Consider the following 24,132-nt stretch of genomic DNA (forward strand, 5'->3'; position numbering starts at 1 on the left):
TTCTTTACGATGCTTTTCATATGACTTTTTTCGACATGTAATATGCATTTTTATGTAAAAATTCATATAAGAAAAAGGACCAATCCGCCCAGGGATATGGTCCTTTTCTTTATTATTATATGGTTTTGCATAAATGTGAACTTATTTACGGTGTACAGTAAAGCCATTTCCTTCGGAAGTCACGGTTGCACCCAGGATTCCAGCTACCGAACGCAGGGGTACATAGACCTTGCCTTTGACATTAATCACTTTGGAAGACAGTGTCTGGGTCTGTCCATCCACTACCGCCTGGTTGGAGTTCAGCTTCAGTACAGTTACCGCGCCAGTAATATCGTCGGTCAGGGTGAGCTGCTTGGCGGAGGCATTCCATTCCATTTTGGCATCCAGCGCTTCAGCCAGATCCTTGGCCGGAACCAGGGTTACACGGTTGCGGGTAATAATATCGTCATGGTCGCCATAGTCTCCGAAATAAGCCGTTTTCTCGGTAATGCCATTCATGTTGTTCAGCAGCATGTACAGTGGAGATGTCTCTTCAAAGTTACGCAGGAACGTACCTGGCGTAGTCTTCTCGGACACCTGCAGTACGCCGCCTGCAGTATCTACCGGATCGGCAGTAACGTTACCGTTGATATTCCACGATTCACTTGCTGTCGTAATACGGATCGAGCTAAATGGTGTATATTCCGTATCCGGCAGTGCAATCGTCAACTCCATGGACTGCTTGCGGATATACATGTCCTTGTCAAAATACACATCGGTGCTGACACGGGTATTCGGACCGAATACGGTATTGAATTCAGGCGATTCCTGCAGCTCAGCCAGCTGGCTGTCATATTCTTTGAGAGCGAGTGTGAGCATTTTGCTGATTTCCTTGTATCCGTTATTTACAAATTTCTCTCTGCTGCCCATCGAATCCAGCGATGATTGGTCACCGGCTTTTTTGAGAGTAGAGGCCATAAAGTCATAGAAGGTACCGATCAGCTGACGCATTCCCTGCTCATCCTGCGAGATGCTGCTCAGAAACGGTTTAACGAGTGTGATTAATTCCTGTCCTGTCAGCTCTACATGCAGCTGGGTCAGATCAAGATTCTCACCATATACCTCCTGCTGTACGGAACTCACCGAGATATCGGATGGGTTCGGCAGATGAGTGTACAGGAAAGAGATAATCTGTTTGGCAAATTCCTGTTCTTCTCCCTGGAGGGAAGTGGTGGCAAAGCTGCCGCTCAGCCCGGACAAGCCGGTCATCGAATCATTAAGGGCAAAAGATATGTATATTGGCTGTTTGGCGCCCTGCAGATCGATGGTCATTCCTTTGTCATCCAGATAGAGGTGATATGGCAGTTGTTGTCCGCTGTATTGTACGGCACCTTTTACGGAGATCTTGCCGTCTGCCTGAAGTTTGGCACTGTCAATATTCAGCTGCAGCGAATTCAGGATGGTAGCCATCTTGATGTCATCTGCACTGGCTGTACTGGAAGGTGTCAACTGAACCGACAGCGTCTGACTGGATTCCATTGATTTGACATCCAGATTGCGGATCATGGCATTTTTGATATCCAGATTCCCAACCGCCTGACAACCGGACAGTACGATTAACAACAGTACCAGTGGAAGCGTAATCCATAATTTCCTTTTCATGATTAATCCCCTTTCGTATTCGGAATTCCTTTCCATTATCCCAGCTTGCCAACCATTTGTAAAATAACACTGTAATTTTATGTAAATATGGATGTATAATATTTAGCTATCCGTACTGCTTGCTGTGCCTTGCGGGAGAGCGAATATGGTACAATACAGCCTGATAGCTGGTGCAGCTGATAATAAGGCAAGATCAATAGACAAGCTGGAGGAATCATCCATGATAAAAAATGAAAAGATCAAAGCATCCGAAGTGCATCTGACCGGCCTGAACGGTGAAGATCTCGGGATTATGCCGACGAACGAAGCGCTGCAGATGGCTAAGCAGCTAAAGGTCGATTTGGTATGCAATTCGCTATTCAGCAGCCCGCCGCCCTGTCAGCTGATCGCTGCCGGAGCCGCCAAACAGAACAAACAGCAGGCTGCCAAAAGCGACCGCCCGGCCAAGGTCAAAGAAATTCGTCTTACTGCCAATATCGAAGATCATGATTATGAAACCAAGAAAAATCAGGCACTGCGCATCCTGCAATCCGGCAATGCTGTCCTGCTCGTCGTCAAAACCCAGGGCAGCAAGGAAGCCGCCAAAGCCAAATCGATTATCGAAGACCTGCTCCGCGATCTCAAGGAAGTCGGCAAACCACAGACCGGCATTCAGGTCAGCGGCAAACAATCCATGGTACAGGTCGATCCGGTATAACTTCGTAACGTTATAACGCCAAAAAAGACATACAAAAAGAGGAGCACCCGAATGATCGCGGGGTGCTCCTCTTTTTATCTCTTATCCATCCGTTTGCTGCCACATTAGATTCCGTCTCTGATCCTTACAGCTGCGGATCACTGACCGGGCGCCGCAAGCGGATAATGGCCGCACTCTCCTGCAGCACCCGCTGCAGCTCGGAACCCATAATCGGTTTGCTGACAAAATTATGCATGCCTGCAGCCAGGCAGCGCTCTCTGTCTTCATGACGGGCAAATGCTGTTACTCCAATAATCAGAGGGGTCTGTTCATCCGTAAAATGATTCCGGATTACTTCGGAAGCTTCCAGTCCGTTCATGCCCGGCATCTGTACATCCATAAAGATCAGATCATACGTCCTAGTCATGCAGGCCTGTACCGCCTCTTCCCCGTTCATGACCAGATCTGCCGTATAGCCTTCCCGCTGCAGCATGGATAGCAGAACCCGCTGATTGGACGGATGATCTTCGGCAATCAATATGCGCAGCTCCGGCATATCCGCCGCCATACTGGCGACAGCTGCCCTGGCAGTCTGACCGCCGGCATGAATACTCACCGACTGCTGTTCATCCGATTTCTCCTGCTGATCGGCGGTGACGCTGCCCAGCTTGAGTACGAATCGGAACATCGCACCCTGGTTCTCCTCGCTGATGACGCCGATGCTGCCATCCATCAGCTCCACCAGCTTTTTGCAAATGGATAATCCAAGCCCGGTGCCGCCATACTTGCGGTTCCAGACCGGATGCAGCTGGGAGAACGGCTGGAACAGCAGATGCTGCTGATGAAGAGCAATGCCAATACCGGTATCCTGTACAGCAAATTCAAGCCAGATTTCCTCGGGATTATCACTTTGTCCCTCAGAGCGCTCCAGCGCACGAACCGATACCTTGATCTGTCCCTGCTCGGTGAATTTCACTGCATTCCCTACCAGATTGATCAGAATCTGGCGAATTCGTCCGGAATCGCCGACCAGCACTTCCGGTACTTCGGGAGCAATCTCGACAGTGAGTTCGGTCCCCTTCTCGGAAGCTCTCATCAGGAACAGATCTGCAACAGAATCGAGTACTCTCGATGCCTCGAACGGTTCTGGTTCCAGTGTCAGCATGCCGGCTTCGGCCTTGCTGAAGTCCAGTATTTCATTGAGCAGCTGCAGCAGCGTTTCACTGCTGTTCATTACAATTTCCAGATAGCTGCGCTGCTGCTCATCCAGCTCCGTATCGGCCAACAGACCGGTCATGCCCATAATACCGTTCATCGGTGTACGCAGCTCATGGCTCATCACGGACAGGAATTCCGATTTGGCCCGGTCTGCCTTTTCGGCGGATTCCTTGGCACGCAGAATCTCCTTCTCATCCGTAATATCCCGGAAGACGATAACCGTCCCGCGATATTCGCCCTGCTCGTACACCGGTGTCACCCGATAAGTGGCAAGGAAGCTCGAACCGTCGTTTTTCCAAAAAATTGTCTCCTGTGCCTGATGAGGGGACCCCTGCTTGATCGCCTGGATAATCGCCGATTGTTCATTCAGGATGTCCACATCATAGAGCGCCTGATTCCAGCCATGAGCATTATAAAGACCCTGCCCTTCCTGCTGATGCATCGTCAGCCCCAGCATTTCCGCACCGGCCCGGTTGATGAAAATGCCGTGACCTTCCGCATCCACACTGAATATGCCTTCCGAGACCGAATCGAGGATGAGCGCACGTTCATTGCCCAGCTTCTCGATCTGGCTGATATACTGCTTGAGCTTGGTTGTCTCGGTAATAATACCGTACAATCCGATAACCTCGGTATCCGCCATAATCGGCACATTGATAACGTCCGCCGGGAAAAAGGAACCGTCTTTGCGCGGCACCGAAATCTCGTACGTCTGCGGAACACCGCGCGCCGCCATCCGGGCGTGATGAGTGATTTTGTCCAGGTCCTCCGCCGAGAAGAAGCTGAAAATCCGGCGTCCGATCAATTCATGACGGGAGAAGCCGGTAATCTCCTCCAGACTACTGTTGACCGACAGGAAATGTCCTTTGAGATCCATTGCACATACGCCCGATGGATTGTTCTCAAATAAGGAACGGTAGCGATATTCACTGTCACGCAGCACCATTTCCAGATATTTGCGCTCCGTAATATCACGGGAGACAGAGGTGTAACCGTAGCTGCCTTCCTGCTCGTTATAGGCGTACCGGCTGACCGTCTCGAACCAGATATAATGGCCCTTTTTGTGCCGATAGCGGAAGATGATCGTATCATGCTGGCTGCCTTTGCCTTTGATTTCTTCGAGGAAGCAGCGTGCCTTGTCGACATCTTCCGGGTGCAGGAGTTCATAGCATGAACGACCGATCAGCTCTTCGGGTTCATAACCGAGAATAATCATGCTGGCCGGTGATACATAACGGAACGTGAATTCCTGATCATCATAATGCCGGGAAATCATATCGAGTGAATTTTCCGTGATCAGACGGTAATTATGCTCACTCTGCCGGAGCTGCTCACTCATCTGATGGCCGGCGGTTACGTCCTGCACGATGCCGATAATTTGCAGCGGCTGGCCGCTGACTTTGTCGGTAATCACTTCCCAGTAAGCCTGCACGACTTTTTGTATATCACCGGGCAGTACAATCCGGTAAAGGGCTTCTCCACTGGTACCGTCACGAACCGCATCCAGAATACATTTCATGACCCGTTCGGCATCGTCCGGATGAATGGTGGACATATACGAATCGGTATTCAGCTCCACCGGTTTCATTACATTGCCAAAGATCCGCCGGATGTCTCTGGAGAAATGAATCCGATTATTGACCATATCCCAATCCCAGGCACCGATCTGGGCCAGTTTGTGGGCACGGGAGATAATATCTTCCTGGGCTTTGCGCTTGGTTACATCCTGCGCAATACTGAGAATTCGCTCCACTTCGCCGCTTGCATTATGCATCGTCTGGGTAAAGACCTCGATCCACAGATAATGCCCTTCTTTATGTCTGGCCCGGCGAATAAATGTTTTGCTGTCATTATACATATGGCCCGGCTTGAGCATATCCTGGGCGTCCTGCTCATGGTAATACTCCATCCGCTTGGAATTCATAACTTCATACGGCTCGTAGCCGAGCACTTTTTTGATCGAAGGCGATACGTAGTTGATCGTACCGTCCGGCAAGCTGACCGATATCATACTGGATGAATTGCGAGCGACCATCGTATACAGGTCTTCCTCTTCCCGATCGGCAATTTCACTGGCATAGAGCACCAGATACTCCATATCCTGCTCCGGTACATCCGGATAGCGCGACACTTGCAGGGATAACCAGATCGTATTCTGGTCGCGCCGCATCAGACGCCGCTCCAATATGTCGTTCTGCTGCTGATACAGCCAGCTGTCCGCCAGCTTCTGTATATTCAAAAACTGCTTCAGCTCGTCCTCTTCATAATCCAGTAACCGGCAAAAAGCGGGATTGACCTGCAGACATTCACCCTGAGGCGAGAAGACTGCAATCCCTTGCGGGGTATGCTTGTATACATGCGCTAGTAAGGACATGCCTGGTGCAGATGAGATATCCACGAACCAATCCTCCTTTGATTAATATGTCCTGAACGTAGTGCACGGTCAGCTGCTTGTCATTGCAGACCCTGTCAGCTGCTGCGATAGGCTGATAAACCCGTCAGCTTGCTTCGGCAGACTAACAGTCAAATATTCAGACTGCCCGGTCTTTGCAGATTTCACGGAAGTTGCACTCCTTGCATTTGCGCGGAGATGGCATTGCGGTGAAATAAGACTCCGGCTTGGGCCGGTTATAATAATCATCATCCAGACAGGAGCGCATCTCCTCGATGTACCTGCCGATGTTTTGTTCGACTTTGACGATATCTTCACGGGTAACGCTGTATTCCTGATGCTCTCCCGTAACCAGATATTCCACCCGGATCTGGATATTTTCCAGGGGCATATTGTATTTTTCCTGAACATACGAAGCGTACAGGTACAGCTGGTCGGAGAAGTCATCTTCGCGGCCGGTTTTCCAGTCCACAATGACAACTGTGCCATCTTCTTTGCGATACAATAAGTCCATTTTGACATACACTTTGGTGTCGAACAGAATCATCGTATCCCATTTCTCGATTTCCAGAATATTCACCCGGCTGCCGGTAATCTCCTGCCAGGTCTTGTTATGATAAAGGTGACGCACGCACTCTTCCTGCCGCTGCTTGATGGTAGCAATGCGGCTGTTAAGGGTATCGTCGCCATAATAGATTTCGGACAGCATCATATGATGCTTGGGATTGCGCATCCAGCCTTCCAGGTCGCGTGACTGTATATACGCGTCGTTGAGCAGCTTGCGCATCGTAGTATCCAGGAACTCGGGCCGCGGCGAACTTTTGGATTCGTCCCACTGCCGCAGCGCCGATTCGCACATCCGGTGCGCCAGATCGCCAAACAGCAGATAGAAATTGCGCAGCTGCTTCAGCCGGTAGGCCTGCACCTGCTCTTCCGAACCGAGCTTTTCATTCCAGCCGTTATGGGAACCGTAATAGTGAAAGTAATATTTACGAAGACATTCATCAAACATATTGGCCCTGGACTGTGAGTAGGACCATTGCGGGTATTTTGCCATGCCAGACAGCCTTTCTGTAGATACTTGTAGATATTTATCGTAATTATACCCATTATACCAGAGGTTTTGCGATAACTCTTTAGAGAGTATCGCAAAGAGCTTCCAACCGATCGGAGATTCACGCATATTCATTTTAACGTTATTAATGAAAACCCTTTCATTTTTAACGATATCCATGTATGCTGGGAATAATAAGACTAGCAAAATTACCCATATCTATTTATTACGATACTGTACAACTATCCAGGCCTTTTACAACAGAACTCTATCAAGCATAAAATGTGAGATTGGAGGTTATCGATGTCTACTTCCTTTATATCACCGGAATGGGGAATCAGCCTGTCTGAGACCATCTGCCCGGACGTACAGACGACGGTCAATCTGCTGGGTATCCATCTGCGGGAGGTTAGCCGGGACTGGGAATGCCCGAGCCATAAGCATGACCAGTATGAGATCAATTATGTTCTGCAGGGGACCCAGCAAATGAAAGCGGGTACACACAGCTATACCCAGCAGGCCGGCGATGTCGTTATTCTGCCGCCGGGGATTCCGCATACGAGCCGCAGTGTCGGCGATCAGTCGCTGGTCTATGTATGCATTCATTTCGAGATGAATGATCGGGTGTTCCTGTCGCTGCTGGAACGTCTGCACCAGCTTGTCTTCCGCAAGGACAGCATGGCGGCGCAGCAGGTGCAGCCGTGCATCATGAAGCTCGTGCAGGCTGCCGAGCATGAGAGCCAGCATATGATTACCCGTCGGATTCGTCTGCAGGCCGCTTCGTTTGAGCTGTTCAGCGTGTTGTGGGAGATTTTATTAAATGAAGCGGCACAGGTGTCGCCGTCCACCTATGCTCATATGGAGCTGGCGCATCAGATTGCCGCCCGGCTGCAGGGCATTGTGAACCGCAACCCAAGCCAGATCGCCGAGCGTCCGGATTCGCATTATGGCATCGACGATATTGCAGCCGAGCTGGGCATCAGCCCTTCGCACTGCAATCGTATTTTCCATCAGGTGTTTGCCATCTCGCCGCGCAGCTATCTGTCGAATCTGGTACTGCACAAGTCCAAGCTGCTGCTGGCCGATCCGCAAATGTCCATTCAGGATATCGCGACTACGCTTGGCTACCGGGATATCGCCCATTTCAGCCGCCAGTTCAAGCGCTGGTCGGGCATTTCTCCGAGTCATTACCGCAAAACTCATCTCCAGATGCGTCAACCGCTGGAGGCAGGTGTATAAATAAAGCACACAACCGGCCAAGGCATCCATGCGCAGCATCATATCATATAGATGGAGTGTGAACCGTATGAGAATGGTATTTCGCTGGTTCGGTGAGAATAATGACACCGTTACATTGGACCAGATACGTCAGATTCCAGGCGTGGAAGGTATCGTCTGGGCACTGCATGATCTTCCCGTGGGCGAAGTCTGGCCACGGGAACGGGTGCAGGAGATGAAGGCACTCAGCGAGCGTTACGGCTTACATATCGAAGTCGTGGAGAGCGTCAACATCCATGAGGACATCAAGCTGGGACTTCCCAGCCGTGACCGCTATATCGCCAACTACAAGCAGACGATTGAACATCTGGGTGAAGCCGGTGTCAAAGTGATCTGCTATAACTTTATGCCGATTTTTGACTGGCTGCGCACGGATCTGCACCATCCGCTGCCGGATGGCTCCAACTCCCTATTTTATGAAAACAGCCGGATTGAGAATATGGACCCGTTTGAGCTGGTGATGCAGATTCAGTCCAATTCCGCGCTGACTATGCCCGGCTGGGAGCCGGAGCGCCTCTCCCATCTGACCGAGCTGTTTGAGGCGTATCAGGGATTTACGGAAGAGGATCTGTGGAGGAATGTGCAGTATTTTCTGGACGAGATTATTCCTGTGGCCGAGGCCAATGGTATCCAGATGGCGATTCACCCGGATGATCCACCATGGTCGATCTTCGGCCTGCCGCGCATTATCCGCAGTCAGGACAATATCCGCCGCTTCCTGGGCATGTATGACAGCAAGGCGCACGGCGTTACGCTGTGCAGCGGATCACTCGGCGCGAATCCGGACAATGATATCATCTCCATGATCCATGAGTTTGCAGACCGGATTCCATTTACACATATCCGTAATGTCAAAGTGGAAGAAAACGGCGACTTCCAGGAGACATCGCACCGTACTATAGATGGCACGGTCGATATCGCCGGGATCGTGCAGGCTTATCATGAAGAAGGATTTACCGGGTACTGCCGTCCGGATCATGGACGTCATCTCTGGGGAGAGCAGTGCCGTCCCGGCTATGGCCTGTATGACCGTGCGCTTGGAATTATGTATTTGTGGGGATTATGGGATTCCCTCCAGTATCGCCAGAATCGCCCTCTGGCTGCAGCGGCGAACCGAAAGGAAGGGATCAGCGATGAATGAGCATCATGATAAAATGGCCACAGCCGATCCCTCTGCCGCTTCGGATAACGTCAGGGAGTCTGCCTCTACAGAGGCGGCTTCCCGCATTCCGGTTTCTGAGGCTGCCAGGTCTGCGGATAATACGCGATTGCAGTCTTTTTCCGATGTTCCCCAGCCGCCAGCTGCTCCGGCAGCTCCCTCCACCGGCAACTCGCTGGTAGACAAGACACTGCGCGAAGTGATCCGTACGGTAGAAGCCAAGGAGCATGAGCCGCCTGCCGAGTCGAGTACCCAGCCTCTGCCGCTGCATGAAGGCCTGCATGGAAAAGTCGCCGTCATTACCGGCGGTGCTGGCGTGCTCTGCCGGGCGATGGCACTGGAACTTGCCCATCAGGGCTGCCATATTGCCATCCTGAATCGTACCGTGGAGAAAGGGGAACAGCTGGCCGAGGAGATTCGCAGCCTTGGCGTACAGGCAATAGCGGTCGGCTGCGATGTGACCCGCGAAGACAGTGTCATTCTCGCTGAGACCACGGTAACTACCCAGCTCGGACCATGCGATATTCTGATCAATGGAGCAGGCGGCAACCACCCGGATGCCAACACTTCCGAGGAGAGATTCCGGGAAGCCGATCTGGACGACGAGCTGAAAAAGACCTTTTACGATATCAAGATTGACGGGTTCCGGCAGGTACTCGATCTGAATATGACCGGCACCCTGATCCCCACCCAGGTATTCTCGCGCAACATGATCGACCGCCCGGGTGCAACAGTGATCAATATTTCATCCATGAGCGCTTTCGCTCCAATGACCAAAGTACCGGCCTACAGCGCAGCCAAAGCAGCGATCAACAATTTCACCCAGTGGCTGGCTGTTCACTTTGCCGATGCCGGCATCCGGGTCAACGCGATCGCCCCCGGTTTCTTCTTGACCGCACAAAATGAAAAGCTGCTTAAAAACGACGACGGCTCACTGACTGCCCGTTCGGAGAAAATTCTTGCCCACACCCCCATGCGGCGATTCGGCGTACCGCAGGACCTGCTCGGCACCCTGCTCTGGCTGGCCGACCCGCATACTTCCGGATTCGTTACCGGTATTGTCGTACCTGTGGACGGCGGCTTTATGGCCTACTCCGGTGTATAGAAGCAAGTGGTGGAATACACGGCTCATTCGTATAAGATGACGGTAGAAGATAACTATAGAAGACTATGCCAAAAAGAAGCAGGTCGGCGAAAGCCGCTGCTTCTTTTTGGTCTATGTTCTTTTTAGTGTATGTTCTTTTTTTATACCTTTAGTTATGAAAGTAAATACTGCTCAATCAGTACATTTACATTGGCACATCTCAGGCTTTGTTCACCACAACATTCTCTTCCGCCGCATAGCCCCCTGCCACTTCCTCCCGGAACACCGCACGATAGGCAAATCCCAGCACAACAGCCGCAGTGGTCATCAGTCCCGCCACTACATACATATCCCGCATCCCAAAACGATCGGCAATCCAGCCCAGCAGCAGCATCGCAATCGCGAATGTGAAGTTACTCAGCACACTCAGGGCAGACATGGCGCTCGGCGTCTCTTCCGGCGTCAGATTTTGCTGGATCAGTGTGCGGCGGATAATGCCTGCAATCTGTACAGGTAACCCTGATACCGCGAACAGAATCAGCGCCAGCATCGGAATTGTATTAAAGGCAAAGAAGAACGTAATGATCACATAGGCAAGCAGACTGAGCAGCATGAGCAGATAGGCATTCTTTTGCAGTTTTTTGACGCGGGCTACAATAAATACACCGCCGGCAATCGATCCGATAAAGAACACCGTGTTCATAAAGCCCCACCAGCTTGCATCCTGATGCAGCACCTGCACGACAAAGGCGAGAATAAATGCACCCAGCCAGGCTGCTCCGCCCAGCGTATCGATATTATCGACAATCGCCAGCGTACGGATACGCCGGTTGGTAGCCAGGATTTTCCATCCTTCGGCGAGCTGCTGCCCATAAGTTGGCTTGCGTGTTTCCCCCTCTGCCCCGGATGCTGTAGAAGCTGCGGAGTGAGCCTGCTTTAACCCGGCCGCATACGGATCACGGATAAATGCTGTAAAAAACATCGCCAGAAAGTAACTGACCGACGCAATCCACATCGTCGGAATCGCCCCGATCACAGCAACGATTACACCGCTGAGTGCCCAGCCGGAGCACTTGACGATCTGGTCGCTTACCGACATCAGTCCATTGGCCCGCATCAGACCGTCACCGGTCGCCAGCCTCGGGATCAATGCATTACGCGCAGGATCGGTCCATCCATCCAGAAAGGACATCCCAAACACCGCCATGAAAATAATCGGATACGACGGTTCAACACTCGTCCACAAATAAAAGATTAGCCCTGTGAAGATCAAAAACTGCCCCAGCTGTGACCCGATCAGAATGGAAGTGAGTCGGCTCCTAGACATGACCAGCGGAGCGATCAGCCCGCTGATCATTTTGGAGAGCATCCGGAACAATGGAATAAAGATCGTCGTCAGCAGCGAACCGCTCTCTGTAAATACCAGTGTCACCAGACTGAGTGTATACACAATATCCGCGATATTCGATACGGTCTGTGTCCCCCATAACATATAAAACGATTTTCTAATCAAAAACCCCATCCCTTTCTTTGCTAATCCTTGATCTTCTAAATACATGGATATGGTATGGATTCTAAAAATTGAAGCGCTTTAAATTCAAATTCAATCAATATATTGAAACAGGCTAGGAGGTATGGATATACAATAGACTTGCTAAATATGTATGGCATTAAATTGTTCTAATAGTAATTATATCCATAATTTAGAATTAGAAATAGTATATGATTTCCTTTTTACTTTTGTCAATTTTAAGTATCGCATGTGTACAGCCGATTGACTAGGCAAAAAATAAAAAAATAGACTTCTATCCCCTAAACCTGAATATTATATTAATGGATTAATCTGGTTTTATCCATATAAAAATAACGTAATTACGATTAAAAATAAAATATTAAGCTTATTTAAGATATTAATAACTCGAAATGCTGCTATTCCGCTCTTCTGCTTCCTCCAGATAGACAGAAAAGAGCACAGCGAGATAACGCTCTGCTCTTTCCATATCCAAAATAATATATTTATCTGTTCCATTTATTACTATTGTAAAGTGTATTCAGTCTTTATAAGGATCAAATTCATCGGCACCCGCCATACATACGCCAATCGGCTTGAGTACATGCAGTACATCGAGTGTCTCGCTGTGCGCATCCAGGACGGTCTGCAGCTTGCGGTATACAAATGGGCTCTCGTCCGTATCCGCCCCGCGCAGCTCCACACCAAAGCTGGATACGGCCCGCTTCATCTGTTCGCGTGTAATCTGTCCGCCGGAGCGTGTACGGGTTTTCCAGTTCATTTTACCGGCAGCCTGGGTACGGCTCATGACCCGGCCGGCGCCATGCACCGTACTGTAAAAGGCTTCCGCATTCTCTGCACTGTCCTTGCCCTGCACAATCACTGAAATATCACCCATGCTGCCGCCGATAAAGCCAAGCTGTCCCGGTGCAGATGGTGTGGCGCCCTTGCGTACCACAATCGTCTCCTGCCCGTTATGCTGCTCTTTCCAGGCAAAATTATGATGATTATGCACTTCAAAATCCGCCTCGGCACCGAGCAGTCTCAGCACTTCGTCAATCACATAATCCCGGCCGGCATACGCATACCGCCCGGCCAGCTTCATCGCCCGGTAATACATATCCCCCAGCTCATCGTTCAGATCCAGCAGTACCGGCGGCTGATCCATATGTTCTCCCGGTGCCTTGCCGAGGAATTCCCGACCTGCCGCCAGATTGAGGAATCCGCTGGCTGTCTTGTGACCGAACCCCCGGCTGCCAAAGTGGTTCCCGATCCACAGTCTGCCGGTCTCCTGCTCTTCAAACAGATCGACATAATGATTACCGCTGCCGACCGTACCGAGCTGCTCACGGGCCAGCCGTTTCATTTTGTCATGCCCTTCGCGGCCTGCTGCGGACAGATACACATCCCAGTCCGGATCGTCGAACAGTTCATGATCGACCCGCTGCTGATTCACCCGGCCGACGCCAAAAGAAATGCTGGCTGCGATCCGATCCATCACCGCCTTGATCTGCGGACGAATATCCGCTGCCATCAGATTGGTGCGCACCGCCTTGTTGCCGCAGCCGATATCATAGCCAACGCCTGACGGCGAGATCTGACCGCTGTAAGCAACTACACCGCCGATCGGCTGGCTGTAGCCTTTGTGATGATCCGCCATCAGCAGCGTCTGCACCACATTACCGGTCCGCGAGCAGGTCACCGCCTGGCTCAATGCTCCAGGATCAGGTTCACCCCAGATGCGTACACCTTCTATCACTTGAAATGCCATGTTGTTCACACTCCTTTGTATAAATGTTCGTTTGCTGGTATATCTACAGTCGCGGATCGATAGCGTCCGATTCCAGACTCAGTGCAGCGAGCACACATTCATGCATACGCTCCAGCGGCTCACGGCGCACGAAGCGTTCAACCGACTCCAGACTAAGCGCAAATTCCATCAATGCATGGCGTTCTTTTTTACGCGTTTTGCGCTGCTTTAATCTTTTCAAATGCTCCGGCTGCAGATAATCCATACCATAGATCATATGCAGATACTTGCGACCTCTGACCTTGATCGCCGGCTGGATGAGCCGGTCTCCATCATACATCGTCATATATTCCGGTTTGAGCACGATTCCTTCATGCCCATCCTCGGTCATCTCTGTCCACCAGCGAATCAGTTCCTGCTCGCTGTCCGGATCGTTTTCAATATCCATGACCCGGTATTCGGTCGGCATAAACAGCGGACAATATTCCGCCAGTTCAGCCGCATGCTGCATATGCCATTCATGCGATCGATCCATCAATGAGCCGCTGCTGTGCGCCAGAATATGGAACGGCGCAATCTCCAGTCCTTTTATCAGCGCCGCTTCATTTACAGATTATACACAACCAGTGCTGCAGCAAATAAAATTATCGCCACCAGTATACAGCGAAGCGCCCAGCGCATACGTACTTTTTTGCGGTTCCGGTAGGTCTCTGCGGCTTCTTCATCCATCGACCAACGGGCATATCCTCCGCCCATGATCTGGCTGCTCAACAATACCGCGAGCGCCAGCAAAATCATACCGCCCCATAACAACATACTTAACATGCTTTCCAATCTCCCTTATTCCCGAGTTGCCGTGAAATTAGCACAATTCTTCAAACCAGTCACTATTCTGTTCCATGTTGCTCCTGGTTCTACTGCGAGACTCGCGCACTGGATGGCGATCAGGAGAGCAGCATACGTGTCTCGGATGGTGCAAAATCACGGTATTTTTTGAATGTACGACTAAAATAGGAAATATCGTTATACCCCGCAGCCATCGCCACTTCCGAGACAGTCATGCTCGTATTGAGCAGCAGATACTCCGCCCGATTGATCCGCACCCGGTTAATATATTCGGTCACCGTCCGGTTCGTCAGCTCATGGAATAGACGGCTGAAATGAAACCGGCTGAGCCCTGCCAATCCGGCGAGCCGATCGATCGTAATCTCTTCAGCGTAATGCTCTTCAATATACTGCAGAATCGGAGTGAATCGCTCCAGATTCTTCATCCGGTGCTCGGTATGCTTCCAGTCCGAGATATCCGCGACATAACCGCGTACCAGCAGAGACAGCAGCTGATACATGTACGATTTTACCGATAATTCATGTCCAATCTCCCGGCTGCGGAATTCCTCCACAATCTCCGACATGCACCGCTGCAGCCGCTCATCCCCGCTAATATGACTGCGGAACAGCAGCCGGTTCTGGCTCATCGGCGTGATGAACCGGGTCTCCACCGCATCCTGCGAAGGACTCTGCAGCGAATTCAGATCGGCGATCAGCGCATAATAGATCAGATGATTGGACAGACTCGTCCCCTGATGCAGATCATTGCTGTTCAGCACAATCAGATCACCGGCCCGTACATGCACCGGCTCGGCATTGCACTCAATGATCGCTTCGCCGCTCTCAAAATACAGAAATTCCATATGACGATGCCAGTGATGCGGAAACATCACCTGCCCGTACTCATAAGACTTGCAGAAGTTCAGCTTGATCGGAAAATAGGGGTCGGGCATACTCATCGGTTCCTGCAGATCCACCGGCCAGTTCACGGGCCATCCTCCTTTGATACCGTACGAGTCTGACAGCAGATGATACGCCAGTTCTCCATACGTCGTCGAATGATTTCCATTGAAATAACAGTATATGTAGGCTTCTTTTCCAATTTTAACTATACCGTAAAGATCATGGATAGCACAATTGTCCAAATAAACCGCAAATCCATTCATGACCTCTCCTGCAGCCGGATTATATAATCGGTTCAATCTACATAACTTCCGCTGAACAGGAGAGATACTGCACATGAAAACGACAATTGGTATTGGTGTCATTGGAACCGGAAGCATCTCGGAGTATCATCTGAAGCCTTATGCAAATCATGAGGGCGTGAGCATTCTCGGCGTCTGCGATAAAAATGAAGAACGAGCCAAAACGGTCGCTGCCCATTATGCAGGCGCCCGTGCCTACAGTGACTATAATGAACTGCTCGCCAATCCGGAGATCGATGCCGTCAGCATCTGCACCTGGAACAATACACATGCCGAGATCAGTATCGCCGCCCTCAAGGCCGGCAAGCATGTACTCGTCGAGAAACCGCTCTGCCGCACCATGGAAGAAGCACATCAGATCGAAGCCGCTGTACGGGAATCCGGCAAGCTGCTCATGGTCGGATTCGTTCGCCGCTATGACGATAATGCCCAGATGCTCAAGCATTTCAGCGATCAGGGTGACTTTGGAGATATCTATTATGCCAAGGCTTCCTATATCCGTCGCTTCGGTAATCCCGGCGGCTGGTTCAGCGATATCGAACGCTCCGGCGGCGGCCCGGTGATCGATATCGGCGTACATGTCATTGATCTGTGCTGGTATCTGATGGGACGTCCCGAACCCGTATCGGTCAGCGGCAATACGTATTACAAGCTCGGCAACCGCGCCCATATCCAGCATCTGTCCCACTACAAAGCAGCCGACTACGACGCGACCAAGAACGATGTAGAAGATATGGCCAACGTCATGATCCGCTTCAAAAACGGCGCTTCCCTGATGGTGGATGTCAGCTTCAGTCTCCATGCCAAGGAAAATGAAGGCATGATCCGCCTGTACGGCAGCAAGGGCGGATTCGAGGTCGATCCTGCCGTCTCCATTACGACGGAAAAGTACAACACCGTGCTCAATATCCAGCCGCAGACCGACCATCCCGGCTTTTATTTTGAAGGAGCATTCGAGAATGAGATTCGTCATTTCGTCGAGTGTGTGCGTACCGGCAGCCAGCCGATCAGTCCGGTCGAAGACGGCGTACAGATGATGCGCATGCTGACAGCCATTTATGAATCGGCCCGTCTGCGCCGGGAGGTGATCCTGTGAAGCTGGGACTCAGTACGTACAGCCTGCATGGAGCGCTCAGCTCCGGGGCAATGACCGTGCTCGATGTGATCGATTATACGGCTGAACTGGGCGGCCAGCATGTGGAGATTGTGCCACTCAGCTACAGTCTGTCCGACCATCCGGAGCTGACACTGCAAATCGCCGAACGTGCCCGCCAACAGGGGATTGAGCTGTCCAATTATGCAATCGGTGCCAATTTTCTGACCGATGACCAGGGTGCCTATGAAAAGGAAATCGAACGGGTCATGAGCGAAGTCGACATCGCGGCCCGGCTCGGTGTGAAGCTGATGCGCCATGATGTGGCCTCTTCACCGGATGTGTCCATCGCCAACTTTAACCGCCATCTGGACCGGCTCGCAGATGCCTGCCGCCGGATCGCCGACTATGCCGCCAAATATGAGATTACTACCAGCGTCGAGAATCACGGATTTCTGATCCAGCACGCTGACCGGGTGCAGGCACTGATTCAGGCGGTTGACCGTCCCAACTATCGCACGACGCTGGATGTGGGTAATTTTGTATGTGCGGACGAGAATCCGGTAGCTGCAGTGCAGAAAAATCTGCCGTATGCCTCCATGGTGCACATCAAGGACTTTTACCTGCGTCCCTCCCACCGCAATCCGGGGGCTGGCTGGTTCACCAGTACAAGCGGCGTCTATCTGCGCGGTGCCATTATCGGACAGGGCGATCTCGATATGTGGAAGATCCTGCATATTATCAAGGCGTCCGGTTACGACGGCTATATTTCGGTTGAATTTGAAGGTATGGAAGATGGCATGACCGGCGCCCGCATCGGAATGGAAAATGTACAGCGGATCTGGGACGAGGTATAAGTGACGAAAAGAGAGGGATCGCCTAGTACGGCACAGCATGCCTTTGGGTCTGTCTATTGGCAGCCTTATTTTTCTTCTACCAAAACTGTAAAGGAAGTGATTCCATGGCAACAGAACTTGGCAAAATCGGTGTCATCGCCGATGCATTCAAACTTGAACTACGTGAGAATCTGCTCAAAGCCAAAGAAGTCGGTGCAGATGGCGTACAGATCTGGGCAACCGAAGGCGTTATGGACCCGGATAATCTCGGTATTGATCGCCGCCTCGATCTCAAGGAATATCTGGCTGGACTTGGACTGGAAGTATCTGCGTTATGTGCAGACTTTGGCGGCAACGGCTTCCAGAGCGAGCAGGATAACATCTGGAAAATCGAAAAATCCAAAAAGATTCTCACCCTGGCGCTGGAACTCGGAACCCCGATTGTAACGACTCATATCGGCATCGTGCCCGAGGATACCTCTGCCCCGGAATATGCCATCATGCAAAAAGCCTGCAATGAACTGGCAGCATTCGCTTCGGAATTAGGCGGCTACTTTGCGATCGAGACCGGCCCGGAACCGGCTGCTAGGCTCAAGCAGTTCCTCGATTCTCTCGACAGCAAGGGCGTCGCTGTGAATTTTGACCCGGCCAATATGGTAATGGTCACCGGTGATGATCCAGTGCAGGGCGTGTATACGCTGCGCGACTATATCGTGCATACCCATGTCAAAGACGGTATCCGCACCCGCGAAGTCAATCCACATGATGTATATGGCAATCTGAATCATGAGCAGATCGCCGCCTTTGAAGATGGCAGTATCGGGTTCCAGGAAGTTGCGCTCGGTGAAGGCAGCGTCGATTTCAAAGCATATTTCGCTGCGCTGCAGGATATCGGTTACACCGGCTATCTGACGATCGAACGCGAGGTTGGCAATCAGCCGGAGCAGGATATCCGCCAGGCTGTCGAATTTATCCAGGGGTTTAAGGCGAAGGTGTAGGCTTTCAGATTAATATTCATCAAGTATTTGTATATTGCTTCCATCGTATAATATGGAGCCTCCTTCAGATGGATAGATTATTGCAGACTCCGTACCGATTCATATAAGTTTTAATTGTTTTAAGATTCTAAAAGGCAGAAAGCTGCGATAATTCCAGCAGTCTGCCTTTTAGGTTACTTCACTCGAACCCATTTTCAACTTTTAGTCATTCTTTGTTCTTGCGCTAATGGGTAGATCAACTATTGATTGGGAATCAAACGTAAACTGGATATATAAAAAGCGGATAAGATAGTTACCCGTACAGGGCTGGTAACTATCTTATCCGCTTTTTATAGGTTTGTTCCCAAATTATAACACGCATAACTTTTTTACGTATTTTAAATCGTTTCATGCTATACTATCAGAGTACAATTTATGGCAATAAGGGCGGTCGGCTAATCTCCTCCTGAAGGGAGGTGAAGCCCATGGAGGTCAAGGACACTCTCAGTTTGATGCTGTTGTTTGGCATGTTCATTCTGGCGCTTCTTACCTACATGAAAAAGAAATAGACCGCCCGCGCTAGGGATACGGTCTATTCGTTAATCCTACATGAAAGCCGACTGCTCTTTACGCAGTGATTGTACCAAGGAGTCGTGTTACCAGCACGGCTCCTTGCTTATTTCTAATTCCAGTATACATCAACAGGAATGAGTTTTGAATACTTTTTGGATTATTTATCAATGTAAATGATGTATATACGTCATATCAATGATGAATATTATTCTTTATACAGAAGCTGACTCAATATTACGATTACTATCCATAGTAATCATTTTCTATGATACGATTTTAATTTTTCAATCTATTTCTCATTCGTATACACCGACGTACCTCTCGTCCTCGCCCAGTCGGCGATCCGCGACGGGGCGCCTTCCCATAATCGCTGCTTGCCCCACACATTACTCTCCGGCACCCCATCACATTCCACCCGTATAACCGGGAAAAGGGCAGTCGGCCGCTCTTTGGGCAGTCCTTTGATCCACAGCACGCCCTCCTGCTGTTCAAATTCCAGCTCTTGTCCGGTCGTCAGCAGGGTTACCCGGTTTACCCGTGATACCAGATCAGCCAGCCGCAGTACCGGTTCGCCATCCCAGAAGCGAATGATCAGATACAGATTGTTCCCGCTCGTCGTCTGTCTTCCCCGGGTGATGAACTCGGTCATATTGCCTCCATCCGATCCGTATATCGCCTCTCCATGCACCTCCAACCACTGCCCAATGGCCAGAGCACGCTGCACAAATTCCGGCGGCAGCTGGCCATCCGGCTGGGGACCAACATTGAGCAGCAGATTACCGCCGCGGCTCCCACCTTTCTCCGCGCATTCGCACAGCATATCCAGCAGTACATCCGCCGGGCGCCAGCGCTCTCCGGATGCGTAGCCCCACAGCCGCCAGGTTGTTACCTGATTCGATTCCCACAGCCTGTTCGGATCGGCTACAATCTGGTGCTCCGGTGTGCCAAAGTCACCGAGCACTTCCGAATCGCCGGCTGCAGCTCCTTCATCCGTCGTACCAGCTCCACACTGCCCAGCTCTTCCGCCGTCCGCGGCCACACCCCGTCAAAGAAAAAGTGATCGATCTGACCATACCGGGTCAGCAGTTCTTCCACCTGATTATGCATATATTTCTTCATATCCTGCCAGCCCTCAGGATCAAGACCCGGCCCGTCAAAGAACGCCGGAATCCGCCAGTCCATCCACGAATAATACAGTCCGACACGCAGTCCCTCCGCCCGGAACGCTTCCACAAATTCACGCACCAGATCCCGTCCGCATGCCTGGGCAGCTGCCGAGTAGTCCGTATACTTTGAATCCCACAGACAGAACCCGTCATGATGCCGGGTAGTCATACAGGCATATTTCATCCCGGCCCGGCGCGCCGTCTGCGCCCATAATCGGGCATTAAAATGCTCCGGGTTCCAGGCACACGCGCGCTTTGCATATTCCTGATGGTCCAGATGCTCGCGAAAAAGCACCTGCTCTCCGCGCCCATACTGCGCATATGGTCCAAAATGAATAAACATCCCGAACCGACTGTCCGTGAACCATTTCCACTGTTCTGGCATCTGCTTTGCACTGTCATCATTATTCCCAGTCTTCATACATCCATCTCCATTCCGCCTGCAGCGTGTTTAGATTGGTCTTGTATCTGTGTTGACTGAATCGATGTACCTGATTGTCTGTCCGTCCAATGATCGGCTGCGATTGGGCTGATTTCAATTGCATATGCCTTTTTCATCAAACATCATAATGTTATGTCTTATGGTATTATATCATCTTCCTGCAGTAGTGAGTCTCTCTAATGCCGGTTTCAAGGCATCCATTACAAATTCCAAAATGCAATATATTCAACAAAATAAAATTCCAAATAATTCCTGATTTTAGCTTATCAAATTACAATATATGGTTATTAATAAGTAGAGGGAATTTATCCTTTTTATATCTGATATAGAATGTTATCCTTGGGATACAAAGAGTAATTTCGACAAATCCAAGCTGCAGGAGGATTAACATCTATATGAAAAAGTGGGCGTATGCACTGATTATTCTAGGCATTCTGGTGATCGTGTATCCACAGGCCAATGAGTGGTATGACGACTGGCAGCAGGAACGTCTGCTCAGTCAGGCAGAGCAGCAGGCTGCCGTTTCTCATCAGGATACGACAAAAAATTTAAAAATCGGCTATTCTGAGGTAAATGCTCTACTAAATGAGGGTGCTGCTGCCGATAATATAAATAGCAAGTCAGAAACACCGGTAAATGGACAGATTCTGGGGGTCATACGTATCCCGGTAATCGACGTGGAACTGCCGGTTGTGGAAGGGGCCACTCGTGAAAATATGCGCAGCGCCGCTGTCCATATCTCCGAGACCGATCAGCTGGGGCAAAAAGGAAACTTTGCTGTTGCTGCTCATCGTGCCCATAAAGTCGGCCGCCTGTTTAACCGTCTGAATGAAGTTAAAGTCGGAGACCAGATGCAGATCGAGTCTTCCGGTCAGCAGTACAACTACCAGGTAGACCGGATTCGTATTGTGGAACCTACCGAAGTCTCAGTGCTGGAAAGCGATCATCATTCTCAGGAACTGACGCTGGTAACCTGCGATCCGCTCATTAACCCGACACATCGCTTGATTGTACATGCGATACGCGTCGACAATAATGCAAATTAATGGCAATTTATTCATTTCGCGTACATTGTAGTTTGACGCTTTTCGTCGAATTATCATTGTGATACTATAGTATTATAACTAACAAGTAACATTTAAGTTTACCCATAAAATACATGATTATTCATCAATTGAATATTTGTTAATATGTAACTTGCTTATTTTAGAGCTTTTACACGATAACGGCAAACCTGTTTAAAGACAGGGACGCAAAGCTATAGGGCCTTACCCACAGGGGTTGGCAGCCAGCTACCGAACGGAAAAGCTCTTTTTGTATCATTTAATTGTAAAATATTACACTTTATAGAATATAATGGTTTAGTCAAACGACGGATAACAAGGTGTTATTGCAACCCTTGTTCGGATTGGCTAATAGCCTCTGAAAGGATTTGTCGTTATGAAGAAACTTTTGCTAACTTGCTTGACAACTCTATCGCTGCTTGCAACAGCTCCGGTGTCTGTATTTGCAGCCGAGAATTCCAGCTGGCTGGACGCTTCCAACGCAGATCAGGGCTATGTCGCTGTTCATTATGAAACTCCGTCCAACACACGCACCAAAGTTATGATTACCAAAAACGATACCAGCTATACGTATAATCTGAGTTCTTCGCGTGCAGATACTTCCCTGCCACTGCAGCTGGGCAGCGGTACGTATCAAGTAAGCGTGTTGGAGAATACTGCCGGTAACAATTACAAAAAAGTATTTTCGGACTCCCTGCAGGTGAAGCTGAGCAATGAGAACAGCGTCTATCTCGCTTCCACTCAGAACATCGATTGGAAAAACAGCCCTGCGGTGACATCACTTGCAGCCAAGCTGACCCAGAATGCCGCAACCGATCAGCAAAAGGCTCAGGCTATCTACAACTACATCACCGCCAATATCAAATATGATTATCAGCTCGCTGGCGCATTGCCAACTACCTATGTACCCAATCCACAGCAGACATTGTCTTCCCGCAAAGGAATCTGCTACGACTACGCTTCCCTGAATGCAGCGATGCTGCGCAGCCAGGGCATCCCTGCCAAGCTGGTAATGGGCACTACATCTGCCGTCAAGGAATACCATGCCTGGAATGAAGTCTATCTGAACGGTAAATGGGTCACTGTTGACGCAACCGTAGACGCTTCACTTCAACAAAGCAGCAAGCCGGTACCATTTGCCAAGGATGCTGCCCAGTATCATGCAAGCAAAGTATATTAAGAGAATAACCACACTTCATTTAACTACCGGTTAAGAACAACCAAACCCATGCATATCATCTGCATGGGTTTTTATTTCGACTATTTCCTTTATTTCAGTCATTCATCTTCCTGCGCACCTTGCCACATGTTATTCTCATGGTGAAAATAACATATACAAATCGCAATTACAGAGAAGTCTTTTGGGCTTCCAGAGATAATAATGATTTATCTGCAGAGACAGTGTGATGCGCAGCTGCCTGTTCTCCCAGAGACTGCTCCAGCTGCAGCAGTGCCTGCTTCATCTCCATGCCTCCGCGGTAGCCGGTCAGGGCGCCATTTTTGCCTATGACCCGGTGACAGGGAATGGTGATCAACACCGGGTTAGCCCCAATCGCGGCTCCTACTGCCCGGATAGCTGCAGGTCTGCCAGCCATTTCCGCAACTGCCGAATACGATAGCGTCTGACCATACGGAATACGGCTTAATGCTTCCCATACCGCCATCTGAAATGGTGTTCCACGCAGGTCATGTTTGATTTTTTCAAATCCTGCACGCTCTCCACGCAAATAATCCATCAATGACACCGTGTATGCTTCCATCTGCTGCTCGTCTTCCACCAGCAAATACCCGGGAAACCGACTGTTCGCCCACAATACCAGATCTTCCAGCGGCTGTCCCGGTGAACCGACATAGCATAATCCGTCTGCTGTTGCGGCAACCGGGAGATTCCATTTTTTATCATCAAGCCGGGTGTAGTATATCACCGGATTGTCTGCATGCTGCATATTCATATCCTCCTCGTCCTGCGCATATGATTGCTTCTGACTTAGTTATACCATGGCTGGATGTTTAAAATGTTGCGCTCTTATTCGCATAACCTCCTGGTTCGTTCGGGAAATTGAAAGTTTATATCCACTATGGCCATCCTGCCAAAAATCATAAAATGAGAATGCATGAATACCATAAATCTCAAAATTACATAGAGAAAAAAAACAAAGATCCAAAACAAAACCATCCGCTTTAAA

General features: G+C 50.1%; 19 protein-coding genes, 1 pseudogene and 1 riboswitch. Of the genes and pseudogenes, 10 read left to right on the forward strand and 10 right to left on the reverse strand.

Features of this window, described 5'->3' with window-relative positions; translation table 11 throughout:
- Positions 1-141: 141 nt before the first annotated feature.
- On the reverse strand, positions 142-1,641 hold the full coding sequence (locus WH45_RS04755) for a copper amine oxidase N-terminal domain-containing protein (RefSeq protein WP_046213244.1): 1,500 nt from the start codon (positions 1,639-1,641) through the stop codon (positions 142-144).
- A 220-nt stretch (positions 1,642-1,861) separates the two neighbouring features.
- Here WH45_RS04755 and infC point away from each other — a divergent pair, with 220 nt between their 5' ends.
- On the forward strand, positions 1,862-2,338 hold the full coding sequence (infC, locus tag WH45_RS04760; RefSeq protein ID WP_046213245.1) for a translation initiation factor IF-3: 477 nt from the start codon (positions 1,862-1,864) through the stop codon (positions 2,336-2,338).
- Positions 2,339-2,462: 124 nt separating this feature from the next.
- Here infC and WH45_RS04765 read toward each other — a convergent pair whose 3' ends face one another.
- Positions 2,463-5,933 (reverse strand): PAS domain S-box protein, encoded by a 3,471-nt coding sequence (locus WH45_RS04765; RefSeq protein ID WP_046213246.1) that lies wholly within the window; start codon positions 5,931-5,933, stop codon positions 2,463-2,465.
- A 133-nt stretch (positions 5,934-6,066) separates the two neighbouring features.
- Entirely contained in the window at positions 6,067-6,984 is a 918-nt protein-coding gene (locus tag WH45_RS04770) for a PD-(D/E)XK nuclease family protein (protein ID WP_046213247.1), read from the reverse strand.
- 300 nt (positions 6,985-7,284) lie between these two features.
- Here WH45_RS04770 and WH45_RS04775 point away from each other — a divergent pair, with 300 nt between their 5' ends.
- The 3 genes from WH45_RS04775 (at position 7,285) to WH45_RS04785 (ending at position 10,523) form a co-directional block, all read left to right on the forward strand.
- On the forward strand, positions 7,285-8,220 hold the full coding sequence (locus WH45_RS04775) for an AraC family transcriptional regulator (protein WP_046213248.1): 936 nt from the start codon (positions 7,285-7,287) through the stop codon (positions 8,218-8,220).
- 67 nt (positions 8,221-8,287) lie between these two features.
- Positions 8,288-9,400 carry a mannonate dehydratase gene (gene uxuA / locus WH45_RS04780; RefSeq protein WP_046213249.1) on the forward strand — a complete coding sequence of 371 codons (1,113 nt, stop codon included), beginning with the start codon at positions 8,288-8,290 and terminating at the stop codon, positions 9,398-9,400.
- A 277-nt stretch (positions 9,401-9,677) separates the two neighbouring features.
- A complete protein-coding gene (locus tag WH45_RS04785; protein WP_052723626.1) occupies positions 9,678-10,523 on the forward strand; it encodes an SDR family oxidoreductase in 846 nt (281 codons plus the stop codon).
- A 199-nt stretch (positions 10,524-10,722) separates the two neighbouring features.
- On the opposite strand, the gene WH45_RS04790 is transcribed toward WH45_RS04785, so the two are convergent.
- From WH45_RS04790 to WH45_RS04810, 5 genes are all read right to left on the reverse strand, one after another.
- Positions 10,723-12,015: an MFS transporter gene (locus tag WH45_RS04790; protein ID WP_046213250.1), complete on the reverse strand. Its 1,293-nt coding sequence runs from the start codon at positions 12,013-12,015 to the stop codon at positions 10,723-10,725.
- 538 nt (positions 12,016-12,553) lie between these two features.
- Complete coding sequence (locus WH45_RS04795) at positions 12,554-13,783, reverse strand: RtcB family protein (protein WP_046213251.1); 1,230 nt, start codon at positions 13,781-13,783, stop codon at positions 12,554-12,556.
- Between the two features lie 43 nt (positions 13,784-13,826).
- Positions 13,827-14,357 carry a hypothetical protein gene (locus WH45_RS04800; protein ID WP_324292917.1) on the reverse strand — a complete coding sequence of 177 codons (531 nt, stop codon included), beginning with the start codon at positions 14,355-14,357 and terminating at the stop codon, positions 13,827-13,829.
- Positions 14,358-14,368: 11 nt separating this feature from the next.
- Positions 14,369-14,587 carry a hypothetical protein gene (locus WH45_RS04805; RefSeq protein ID WP_046213252.1) on the reverse strand — a complete coding sequence of 73 codons (219 nt, stop codon included), beginning with the start codon at positions 14,585-14,587 and terminating at the stop codon, positions 14,369-14,371.
- Positions 14,588-14,706: 119 nt separating this feature from the next.
- Entirely contained in the window at positions 14,707-15,579 is an 873-nt protein-coding gene (locus WH45_RS04810) for an AraC family transcriptional regulator (RefSeq protein ID WP_200897659.1), read from the reverse strand.
- 250 nt (positions 15,580-15,829) lie between these two features.
- Here WH45_RS04810 and WH45_RS04815 point away from each other — a divergent pair, with 250 nt between their 5' ends.
- The 4 genes from WH45_RS04815 to WH45_RS23855 all read left to right on the forward strand — a co-directional run bounded on the left by WH45_RS04815 (position 15,830) and on the right by WH45_RS23855 (position 19,270).
- Complete coding sequence (locus WH45_RS04815; protein WP_046213253.1) at positions 15,830-16,891, forward strand: Gfo/Idh/MocA family protein; 1,062 nt, start codon at positions 15,830-15,832, stop codon at positions 16,889-16,891.
- The gene (locus WH45_RS04820; protein WP_046213254.1) at positions 16,888-17,745 is read left to right on the forward strand and encodes a sugar phosphate isomerase/epimerase family protein; all 858 of its coding nucleotides are present in this window, start codon (positions 16,888-16,890) and stop codon (positions 17,743-17,745) included. Before WH45_RS04815 ends, WH45_RS04820 begins: the two co-directional genes overlap by 4 nt.
- 104 nt (positions 17,746-17,849) lie before the next feature.
- Positions 17,850-18,722, forward strand: a complete 873-nt coding sequence (locus tag WH45_RS04825) for a sugar phosphate isomerase/epimerase family protein (protein WP_046213255.1) — start codon at positions 17,850-17,852, stop codon at positions 18,720-18,722.
- A 464-nt stretch (positions 18,723-19,186) separates the two neighbouring features.
- A complete protein-coding gene (locus WH45_RS23855) occupies positions 19,187-19,270 on the forward strand; it encodes a putative holin-like toxin (protein ID WP_152663487.1) in 84 nt (27 codons plus the stop codon).
- A gap of 293 nt (positions 19,271-19,563) precedes the next feature.
- Here WH45_RS23855 and WH45_RS24200 read toward each other — a convergent pair.
- Positions 19,564-20,861: pseudogene (locus WH45_RS24200) on the reverse strand (alpha-L-fucosidase).
- 416 nt (positions 20,862-21,277) lie between these two features.
- Here WH45_RS24200 and WH45_RS04835 point away from each other — a divergent pair.
- Together WH45_RS04835 and WH45_RS04840 are read left to right on the forward strand one after the other, a co-directional pair.
- A complete protein-coding gene (locus tag WH45_RS04835) occupies positions 21,278-21,928 on the forward strand; it encodes a class D sortase (RefSeq protein ID WP_046213256.1) in 651 nt (216 codons plus the stop codon).
- A gap of 171 nt (positions 21,929-22,099) precedes the next feature.
- Positions 22,100-22,182: riboswitch (cyclic di-GMP riboswitch) on the forward strand.
- 140 nt (positions 22,183-22,322) lie between these two features.
- On the forward strand, positions 22,323-23,126 hold the full coding sequence (locus WH45_RS04840; protein ID WP_046213257.1) for a transglutaminase-like domain-containing protein: 804 nt from the start codon (positions 22,323-22,325) through the stop codon (positions 23,124-23,126).
- A gap of 166 nt (positions 23,127-23,292) precedes the next feature.
- On the opposite strand, the gene WH45_RS04845 is transcribed toward WH45_RS04840, so the two are convergent.
- Positions 23,293-23,892, reverse strand: a complete 600-nt coding sequence (locus WH45_RS04845) for a methylated-DNA--[protein]-cysteine S-methyltransferase (protein WP_082096544.1) — start codon at positions 23,890-23,892, stop codon at positions 23,293-23,295.
- Positions 23,893-24,132 lie beyond the last annotated feature (240 nt).

The organism is Paenibacillus wulumuqiensis (assembly GCF_000971965.1).
Classification (GTDB): Bacteria; Bacillota; Bacilli; order Paenibacillales; family Paenibacillaceae; genus Saccharibacillus; species Saccharibacillus wulumuqiensis.

What these genes read in the sequence shown, in the direction of transcription:
- WH45_RS04835 (WP_046213256.1), top strand. Translation starts at nt 21,278, where the DNA reads ATGAAAAAGTGGGCGTATGCACTGATTATTCTAGGCATTCTGGTGATC.
- WH45_RS04840 (WP_046213257.1), top strand. Translation starts at nt 22,323, where the DNA reads ATGAAGAAACTTTTGCTAACTTGCTTGACAACTCTATCGCTGCTTGCA.
- WH45_RS23855 (WP_152663487.1), top strand. Translation starts at nt 19,187, where the DNA reads ATGGAGGTCAAGGACACTCTCAGTTTGATGCTGTTGTTTGGCATGTTC.
- uxuA (WP_046213249.1), top strand. Translation starts at nt 8,288, where the DNA reads ATGAGAATGGTATTTCGCTGGTTCGGTGAGAATAATGACACCGTTACA.
- WH45_RS04770 (WP_046213247.1), bottom strand. Translation starts at nt 6,984, where the DNA reads ATGGCAAAATACCCGCAATGGTCCTACTCACAGTCCAGGGCCAATATG.
- WH45_RS04755 (WP_046213244.1), bottom strand. Translation starts at nt 1,641, where the DNA reads ATGAAAAGGAAATTATGGATTACGCTTCCACTGGTACTGTTGTTAATC.
- WH45_RS04775 (WP_046213248.1), top strand. Translation starts at nt 7,285, where the DNA reads ATGTCTACTTCCTTTATATCACCGGAATGGGGAATCAGCCTGTCTGAG.
- WH45_RS04805 (WP_046213252.1), bottom strand. Translation starts at nt 14,587, where the DNA reads ATGTTAAGTATGTTGTTATGGGGCGGTATGATTTTGCTGGCGCTCGCG.
- WH45_RS04845 (WP_082096544.1), bottom strand. Translation starts at nt 23,892, where the DNA reads ATGCAGCATGCAGACAATCCGGTGATATACTACACCCGGCTTGATGAT.
- WH45_RS04825 (WP_046213255.1), top strand. Translation starts at nt 17,850, where the DNA reads ATGGCAACAGAACTTGGCAAAATCGGTGTCATCGCCGATGCATTCAAA.
- WH45_RS04795 (WP_046213251.1), bottom strand. Translation starts at nt 13,783, where the DNA reads ATGGCATTTCAAGTGATAGAAGGTGTACGCATCTGGGGTGAACCTGAT.
- infC (WP_046213245.1), top strand. Translation starts at nt 1,862, where the DNA reads ATGATAAAAAATGAAAAGATCAAAGCATCCGAAGTGCATCTGACCGGC.
- WH45_RS04815 (WP_046213253.1), top strand. Translation starts at nt 15,830, where the DNA reads ATGAAAACGACAATTGGTATTGGTGTCATTGGAACCGGAAGCATCTCG.